The sequence below is a fragment of the Inquilinus limosus genome, from assembly GCF_002195995.1.
GTDB lineage: Bacteria > Pseudomonadota > Alphaproteobacteria > DSM-16000 > Inquilinaceae > Inquilinus > Inquilinus limosus_C.
Genome location: NZ_NHON01000207.1, coordinates 1 through 2,182, shown reverse-complemented (window position 1 = coordinate 2,182; position 2,182 = coordinate 1). Strand labels below are relative to the sequence as shown.

Genomic DNA, 2,182 nt, shown 5'->3' with positions numbered 1-2,182 from the left:
CCACGCAGGTCTCCATCCACGGCATCGGCAAGCCCTCCCTTGCCGTCCAGGAAACCTGTCAACCATCTCTCCGGTCCAATCTGTCCAGACTCTCGCCGGTTCGGACCGCGCGCAGACCCCTCCCCCTGCCCCCTCCCCGCAAGGGGAGGGGGGACTATAAAAATTGGATCTCAACTGTTCTGAAAAGGCTTCGCTCGCGGGAGAGGTCGGGCGTCCGCAGGACGACCGGGTGAGGGCAGATCCCGGCCTCGACGCCCTCCCCTCACCCGGAGGCGCAAGCGCCTCCGGCCTCTCCCGTGATCCCCGGGTCAGGCCCGGGGAGGAGAGGCAAAACCATTCGAACCTTTGTGATCACAGACGTGTCGCGACCGCAGACGCGCTCAGCTGCTGTCAGGCTTCGGCGGGCTGGAGGGCAGATGGTTGTCGCCGGGCTCCTCCGGCGGGTCGGGCCAGGCCTCCCCGGCCCCGGGGCGCGCATCGGCGCAGCCGGCGCCCGCGCCGGACAGTCCGGAATTGTCATTGGCGCCATCATCCAGGCCCGGCGGCAGCGGGATCGAGGGCGGCGGGCGGCCGATCTTGCGGCAGACCTCGCGCAGGAACTCCTCCGGCGACAGCAGGTCGAGTTGCGCGTCGAGGACCTCGTCCTCGTCCAGCCGCTCCCGCACCGCCGAGCGCACATAGTCGGCGTCCCAGTCCTTGTCGGGCGCCGCCACCGCCTGGACGGCAGCCTCGGCCACCTCTTCCCGGAGCTTGCGGCGGCGCGCCTGCTCGCCCGATGCCTTGCGCTCGTCCCGGCGCATCGCATAGCCGGCGCGGATCCGCTCGGTCATGGCGAGCGACAGCCGCACGGAGCGGGACAGCCGCGACTGCTTCAGGTCGAAATCGGGCGCGTCCGGCCCCGCCGGGGTCTGCTGCAGCTGCTGGGTCGCGGTCATGCGCTTGGTGCGCATGTCGATCGAGACCAGCTCGCGCAGCGTGTCCAGCGCCCATCCCGTCCAGTGCAGGTCGGGATCGGCCGGCCGGATCTCGCGGGACTCGGAGGACGCCTCATGCATGGAACATATCATGAACGAGACGCCGGGCCGACGCAATCAAACATTTCGTGTCCGCGGGCGGGCCGGCCGATCGCGGCCCGAGGCCGGACTGGCGGCCGGGGCCCGCCGGGGCCGTCAGCTCTCCACCGGCTTCGGCTGCACCACGATGTCGACTGAGAGGGCCTTGGCCTTGCCGTCGCGCAGCACCTGGACCGGGACGGTGGCGCCGGACGCGGTCTCCGCCACCAGCCGCGGCAGGTCCTTCGACTGCGCCACCGGCTTGCCGCCGAACGACACGATCACGTCGCCCTGGCGCAGGCCGGCCTTCAGCGCCGGGCTGTTCCTCTGCACCTCGGCGACGAGGGCGCCGCGGGCCGAGTCGAGGCCGGCGGCCTCGGCCAGCTCCGGCGTCACCGCCTGGATCTGCACGCCGAGCCAGCCGCGCCGGACGCTGCCATGCTCGCGCAGCTGGGCGATCACCGACTTGGCGAGGTTGGACGGGATGGCGAAGCCGATGCCGACCGACCCGCCCGAGGGCGAGTAGATCTCGCTGTTGATGCCGATGACCTTGCCCGCGGCGTCGAAGCTGGGGCCGCCGGAATTGCCGGGGTTGATCGCCGCGTCGATCTGCAGGAAGTCCTCCAGCGGGTTGGAGTTGATGTCGCGGGCGCGGGCCGAGACGATGCCGGCGGTGACGGTGCCGCCGAGGCCGTAGGGGTTGCCGACCGCCATCACCCAGTCGCCGACCTGGGCGGCGTCGCTGTCGCCCCATTCCACCGCGGTCAGGGGCTTGCCGGCCTTGACCTTGATCAAGGCGAGGTCGGTCTTCGGGTCGGTGCCGACCACCTTGGCCGGCAGCACGGTGCCGTCGTTCAGGGTGACGGTGATCGCGTCGGCGTCCTTCACCACATGGTTGTTGGTGACGATGTAGCCGGCCGGATCGATGATGAAGCCGGAGCCGGCGCCGTGGATCGCCTGGCCGCCGCGCCGGCCGGGGCCGGGGCCGCCGAGCGGTCCGCCGTCGCGGTCGGCGACCTGGGCCGGCCCCTCATGGCCGGTGATGGCGACATTGACGACGCCCGGCATCACCTGGTGCACCAGCCCGGCGAAGGAGCCGGAGGCGGCGGTGACGAGCGGGTGACGAGCGG

General features: G+C 71.6%; 2 protein-coding genes. Both read right to left on the bottom strand.

Annotated features, from left to right (window positions below; genetic code table 11):
- Positions 1–380: 380 nt before the first annotated feature.
- On the bottom strand, positions 381–1,055 hold the full coding sequence (locus BWR60_RS35935) for a hypothetical protein (protein WP_088158135.1): 675 nt from the start codon (positions 1,053–1,055) through the stop codon (positions 381–383).
- A gap of 114 nt (positions 1,056–1,169) precedes the next feature.
- The coding region (locus BWR60_RS35930) for a trypsin-like peptidase domain-containing protein (protein ID WP_144445881.1) at positions 1,170–2,182 on the bottom strand (1,013 nt) is incomplete at its 5' end.